We start from the raw sequence: 6351 nt of genomic DNA, 5'->3' as shown, positions 1-6351 counted from the left end.
GCCCTCACCATGCCCACAGAGCAGAAACACCGGCCCGGCCAAGCAAAAACGGCCCGCCAGCCAAGCTGACGAGCCGTCATGCAAGATCGAGGTTAACGCAACGGTGTTGGCCGCAAGATCACGATGCGATCATCGCGGCACCGCAAGTAGAAATGCCAGGTCTTCAACCCACAACTCTTGACTATTGCTCTTCATGACTGGTGTTTGACGTCCCACAAGCTTCGTGTGACAAATCCCGATTCGTTTATCTGGAATCCGTATCTCGCCACCCATTGGTAGTCTTCGGCAGCCGTAGGTAGACGATACCTGTCAGCCTTGCGTGCGAGGGTTCCGACCACACCCGAGCCCTTGTCGCCGAAGGTCCACCAGACGGTGACGTAGCGAGGATCTCTGGTGTGTTGTGCGATGGCATTGTTCTCACGAATACGAGCTTGATAGACCACGTAATCGGACGGGTGTGGCCAGGGGTCGGGGGCGCTGTTGCGGTCCTGCCATGAGTACGCTTTGGGTGACTGCAGAGTATCCAGGAGCATTCGGTCTTTGCGGGCGAATTCCGCGCTTGCCCTGATCTGGAGTTGGTCGTATGGCGTATCGATTGGAAGCTCGAGCAGTCTGCTGGTTACATATGTCGTGTTCGGCGGGATCCATGTCCCGAAGTCAGGTATCCAACGGCCTGCTTCCACTAGTTGGGGTGACTGGTGGACCTCCCGACGGGATGCCTGGTACCCGTCCTCCACATCACTTTGCCATTCCTCTGTGAGTCGGTCCGTCTGGCTCAACGGGACTACGCTGCCCAGGACATGGAACTCCGTGCCGAGCACATAGAGGCTCACGTCGCTCCGCGTACTGAGTTTGATCGTGACCGGCACGGCAAAGGATTTCCCGTCTGCGTTCAGGACAGGCTTTCCTAGGTCCACGTCGATGATGGGGTTGGGCTCACGTTGGTAGGGCTCATAGAACTGCGTGTATCCGAAGTTGGCGACGGCGATGGCAGTGGAGATGGCCACCGCCGCCGCGATCCGCTTGGGGGCCGGGATCGCTACCGACGTCCGGTAAATGGTGACGGCGGCCGCTATGGAGCCTGCCGTGAGCACCGACCACAGGACGCGGTAGGCGCTGGAGTCACCGTCCTGCACCGTGGTGAGGAGAAGCAGGCCGTTGGCCACAGCTGCCGTGATAGTGCTCAGGAGTGCCACCAGACCGGAGTACTGGTATCTGCGCGCGAACCAGTGGTCCACCACCGTGATCGCGCCGAGCAGCATGGCGGCCGAGGCTAGGGCCATGAGTACGCCGGTGATGCGACCGGCGTAAGTCAGGGCTCCGCTGATGTCCTCGATGCCGAAGCGACCGAGGAAGAAGGCCGTCACCAGGAGAACCAGGAGAATCGCCAGCAGGGTGACCGGTGGGCGCTTCGTGCGCTGTGGTGTCCGTAAGAGCCGTGGGCGTGCGCCCTCCCTGCGCGGGACGGGCGCTGACCCACGCCGCAGGATTCGCAGCTGCCGCGGACGCGAGCCGGAGGGGGGATGCTTTGCCACGGTGTCAGCTCCCCGGCAGTCTCCGGATTCCCGACCGCTGGAATCCGAGGAGTCCCCGCGGCGTACCAAGACCGGTAGGGCCGTTGTACCCCGGGCCTGCCATGCACAAGTAGGTACCGCACGAGCCGGTGGCACCGCGGGTGACATTGTGGAATGCCCACGGGTGGGCATAGGGGTAGGAGTTGGGGTAGTCGTCACGTCCTGGCCGGGATGCCATCGCGTACATGGCCGCGATCAGCGGGGCTGCCAGACTGGTCCCAGCCTGGACACCCCACCCGGATCCATGGTCAGAGACGGTCGTGTAGAACGCCAGACCGGTCCTCGGGTCGGCGACGGCGGAGACGTCGGCGACGGTACGCCGCGGGCACAGAGGATCATGTTGGAAGGACGGCTTCGGCTCGAAAACGGAGCAGCCGGAGCCGGAACCCTTCCAAGCCGTCTCGGCCCACCCCTGGGGAGTTCGGGTCAAGGAAGTTCCACCGACCGCCGTGACGTACGGCGATGCTGCAGGCCATATCATGCCGAAGCTCCTGTCCCCGCTGGAGAAGACGAAGGCGACTCCCGGATGGTCACGGAAGACGCTGTCGTACTGCAGATCCTCCGGCTTCTCAAGCATGCCCCAGCTGTTGCTGACGACCGTGGCCCCCTGCCGGACGGCCTGGTCAACGCCTGCGATCATGTTCCCCCTGCCGCGCAGGGGGTTGGACCCTTCGTCGGAATCGGTCTCCACGACCAGGATTCGACAGGTGGGACAGGTCGCGCTCACCGCCTCGACATCCATCGCCTCCTCCGACGCCCAACCCTGCACGGTGGGCGGGTACATGACGCCACCACGCTGGTCGATCACACGGAGGCAGCCATCGGCCGGTGCGCAGGGAGGCAGGTGGAAGTGTGAGCGGTAAACCGCAAGGTCGGCCGCCAGGTGGGGGTGGTGGTAGGCGACGACCACCGCCACTGTCCGGCCGGTACGGTACGCAGTGAGGCCGTAAGCGCTGCGGATGTCCGAGGGAGTCAGGCCGGGTACCCAGCGCGGCTGGGCTGCCTCGATCACCGGAAGATCGGTACGTACGAAGGCTTGGCAGGCTACCCGGCTTTGGTCGGGCGGCAGCGGGCAGACCCGCCTGTAGGTCGGCTGTCCTCCGGCAGTAGCTGCGGCGCTGGTGTGCCAGGAGCGGTCAGCTGTCGGGGTCCGCACATTTCCTGTCGCGGCGAGCGTGCTCATCATGCTGACGAACAGAACCCCGGCAATAAGTGGCGGGCGGAGACGAGAAGGGCCCATGACGACCTCTTTCACGCGGGGGAAGGACACTGGGCCCGTGATGGGGCGCTCCTCCTCCAGGCCAGGAGGTGTGGGCACTGTGTCGCACAACTCACCATGTGACGCCACCGTTCGAGCGACCACCTGGGCGCCACCAAATGGCTGAACTCCCTCAAACACCTGGAAGACCGCCGTCGGCTGCACGACCAGCGACCAACCTCCGCCTGCGCGGAGCGCACAGCCCACTGAGGGGCGCTGTCACGTTGGCGGGAGTGTGTCGTCTGATGGTGTGTCAGCATGCTGGGGCCCGGTGCCGGCCTGGGGTCAGGCTGCGGCCGGCGAGCCGATGTCGAGTCCGCCCAGATGCGATGGCGCGCGATCACTGGAGCCCACCTCGTTGCTCTTGTCCGCTCCGGTGCCAGGTTCAAGAATGGCGTCTTGATCGAGCGCGGGGAACCGACAGCAGCCTGATCACACGTCACCCGATGTTCGGCCCTTCGAAGCGTCGGAAGTCCGGGACCGCCAGATACAGCGCCACCATCACTACCACCACCAGCAGGCCCCCGCCCGTGACTGCCCACATGGGACCAACCAAGGAGGCCGCCGCGCCGTGGGCCAGGCCCGCGAGGCGGGGACCACCGGCGGCAATGACCGTGTCGGCGCCCTGGAGGCGACCCCGCAGCTCGTCGGTGACGACGCTTTGGAGCGCGGACTTGCGGAACGCGCTCAGCACAGTGAGCGCGGCGCCCGCCACGACGAGCAGGCCCGAAGCCGCTGCCAGGGACCGGACCAGGCCGAACCCAGCGATCGCCCCGCCCCAGCAGCAGACCCCGCCGCAGATCGCGGCGCCATAGCGACGATCCCGGGTGAAGGTCCCGGACAGCAGCCCAGCCAGCACGCTGCCGACCGGGATCGCCGCATACAGCACGCCCACGACGTCGGCACCGCGCAGCCCCGCGGCGAGCTGCGGATACACCGCGTAGGGCAGGCCGAGGAAGAGCGCTGAGAAGTCGGCGGCGTAGGTAACGATCAGGACCTTGTCCATGGTGAGCAGCCGGATCCCAGCCAACACGCCGCTCCTGCGGCGTCCGCCGGAGCCTACAGGCGGCAGAGGCGGGAGCCGCCACACGGCCAGGAGCGTCGCTGTGAGCGCCACGGCATCGATCAAGTAGAGCGTGGAGCTCCCGACAGCAGGCAGAAGCGCGCCGGCCAGCAGCGGGCCCGCGATTCCCGCGGACCAGGAAGCCGTCGACTGCAGCGTGTTCGCCGCCGGCAGGGCCGCAGCTGGTACCAGGCGCGGGACGACCGCACCGCCTGCGGCGGCGTTCGCGCCGAAGCAGGCCTGTTGCAGCCCCACCAGAACGAGCAGTAGCACCACCGAACGCAGGTGGGCCGCGGCTTGGCCCCACAGCAGCAGCGAGGCCACCCCGATCCCGGAATTAGTGCACAACAGCACCAGACGCCGGTCGGCAGCGTCCGCCGCAGCTCCGCCCCACAGCGATCCGAGGACCATCGGAACGAAGCTGACAAGGCCCGCGAGTCCCACGTCAGCGGACGAACCGGTCAGGCCGTAGATCTGCAACGGCACGGCCACCGCCGTCAACTGGGCACCGCACGTCGTAATCGCCCCCGCCAGCCACAGCCTGCCGAAGTCCTGATGCCGCAGCGGCTCGATATCCATGAAGATCCCCATGCCCAAACGCTGGAGCTTGCCCCTGGGTCAAGGTCAAGGCAGCACAGGGCCGGTCCACGAGATCCCTCCCGAGCCCGCTGAGTACCCGGCATGTATCAGCAAGTCCCGGTCCACAAGTCTTGACAGTTACTCAGGTTGGGGACGCGGCTGGCGGGTGGCTTGCCTGCGAGTGCGGAGGGGGGCGCGGCGCGAGGCGCAGCCCCGCATAGGCTCTGATCACGTCGTTGGACAGCGTTTTGACAGCAGTTCGGGAGGCAGCCGCCGGGTCGAATGTTCACGAGAACGGGCAGCACCGGGGAGTGCTGATCGGGTCAATCCAGGTCGGCGGATGCCAGGGCCACCGCGAGCACCAGGTACGGGACGGCTTCCAGGCACTGCTCGGCCTTCATGCTCGGGTCGGACGCCGTGCCGGCGTCGGCGAGCGCCAGCAGCCCGGCGCCGATGGCGGCGCCGACCGCCGCGTCCAGGACCTCGGCCGCAGTGAACTCCCCGCCAGCCGCCAGTTCGCGCACCAGGGCAGCGGCCCGTTCCGGGTCGGCGCGCCACAGTTCGGCGACCTGGTCACCGGCGCCCGCCAGGTCGATAGCCGCGCTCTGCTGCGCGTTCGGCAGCGGAACGGGCCAGGACAGTCCGGGCTCCTCCACGATCTCCTCGGCCTGCGCCAGTGCCACCCGCGCGGCGCTCGTCCGCTGGGCCTGCTCCTGCTCCCGTGCGACGGCGGCCGGCCACCGGGCGTCGTCCTCGGCTCGGGCCGCGTCCAGCAGCGGGGCCGCGGTGTGGCTGAGGTAGACGACCTGCAGGGGGTCCACCACGACCGCCTCCTGCCCGGGTGGGGCGTCGGCGACGGGCTGGTACAGGGCCTGCGCCGCCGTGGCGCAGGCCCCGACCGTGGTGGTCAGGGCTGCGATCAGCCGGGCGTGGCGGCGTCGGCGTGCGGGCAGGTCCAGGCTGGCAGGAGTCGCAGTCACCTGTGCACTATGCCGCGCCGTATCCGCCGGTGCCTCCCGTTCTCGTGAACATCGCCCCGGTCGATCAGCAGGTGCCTCCCAAAGTCATGACGAACTGACTTCACAGCTCATGAACAAGGCCACCCGCATTGGATGCCGAGCTGTGGCAGGTCGGCGACGGTTGGAGTCGCTCCCTCGGCCGGTCGTTTTACGTGTGCCGGTCCGGTCCGTCACACGGGAGAAGCGGTGTGACCGTCCTCTGCTGGGCCAGAGCAAGCACCGAGGCGATCACCGTGTCGCGGTCGCCGACGGTTGGGGGGAGCCGGCACCCGCGGCCGGGGTGCTCACGAGCACCCCGAGTGGGCAGAAGTCGTCGGGGTCCAGCTCTATGCAGACCGCGGGAGCGCTGGTTGTGAGTTTCACGAGGTCGACGATGGGGTCCGGGAGCAGCTGGGGATCCAGGCCGGGGAAGGAGAGGACGGCTGTGCCCGTCTGGACGTTCCAGGTGCCGTGGAAGTCTCCGGCCGGTTCCGAGCCGGCCGGCCACTGTCGAGCGGTGAACTGTCCGTTGCTGGTGAAGGTGATCTCAGTGCCGTGGCTTGAGGACCATGTTCCGACGAAGTCCCTTGGGGTCCCGGGGACTGTCTGCCCCTCCGAGCCGAAGCAGATGTAGCAGGCCAAAGCGCCTGCGGCCAGGAGAACCAACGCGAGGCTCCAGGCGAGCAGCCGGGCCTTCGAGTGGAATGCCCCCCGTGCATTCATGCGCGTTTGCATCCCGCGAGACTACGCGCCTCCGCCTGGTGGGGGGGGGGGGGGGGGGGGGGGGGAAACACAATTTCCTGCCTTGGTTTTCTTCTTTTTTTGGTGGGGGTGGGCCTCCTCTCCTTTGTGGATCTCACTCTTGGGGGCTTGTCCGTC

5 protein-coding genes are annotated in these 6351 nt (G+C 67.1%); all 5 read right to left on the bottom strand.

The window, feature by feature from the left end:
* Positions 1-191: 191 nt before the first annotated feature.
* Positions 192-1367 (bottom strand): hypothetical protein, encoded by a 1176-nt coding sequence (locus ACZ38L_RS35340; RefSeq protein WP_465701404.1) that lies wholly within the window; start codon positions 1365-1367, stop codon positions 192-194.
* 172 nt (positions 1368-1539) lie between these two features.
* Positions 1540-2586 carry a S53 family peptidase gene (locus ACZ38L_RS35335; RefSeq protein ID WP_465701402.1) on the bottom strand — a complete coding sequence of 349 codons (1047 nt, stop codon included), beginning with the start codon at positions 2584-2586 and terminating at the stop codon, positions 1540-1542.
* A 685-nt stretch (positions 2587-3271) separates the two neighbouring features.
* Positions 3272-4486 (bottom strand): MFS transporter, encoded by a 1215-nt coding sequence (locus ACZ38L_RS35330; RefSeq protein WP_465701400.1) that lies wholly within the window; start codon positions 4484-4486, stop codon positions 3272-3274.
* A gap of 311 nt (positions 4487-4797) precedes the next feature.
* A complete protein-coding gene (locus ACZ38L_RS35325; RefSeq protein WP_465701398.1) occupies positions 4798-5454 on the bottom strand; it encodes a hypothetical protein in 657 nt (218 codons plus the stop codon).
* 267 nt (positions 5455-5721) lie between these two features.
* Entirely contained in the window at positions 5722-6207 is a 486-nt protein-coding gene (locus ACZ38L_RS35320; protein ID WP_465701396.1) for a hypothetical protein, read from the bottom strand.
* Between the last annotated feature and the right edge of the window lie 144 nt (positions 6208-6351).

The sequence above is a fragment of the Kitasatospora sp. NPDC024654 genome (assembly GCF_055559155.1).
The sequence above is the reverse complement of the archived record's forward strand: the minus strand, read 5'-3'. Positions and strand labels throughout refer to the sequence as shown.

What these genes read in the sequence shown, in the direction of transcription:
- ACZ38L_RS35330 (WP_465701400.1), bottom strand. Translation starts at nt 4,486, where the DNA reads ATGGGGATCTTCATGGATATCGAGCCGCTGCGGCATCAGGACTTCGGC.
- ACZ38L_RS35320 (WP_465701396.1), bottom strand. Translation starts at nt 6,207, where the DNA reads ATGCAAACGCGCATGAATGCACGGGGGGCATTCCACTCGAAGGCCCGG.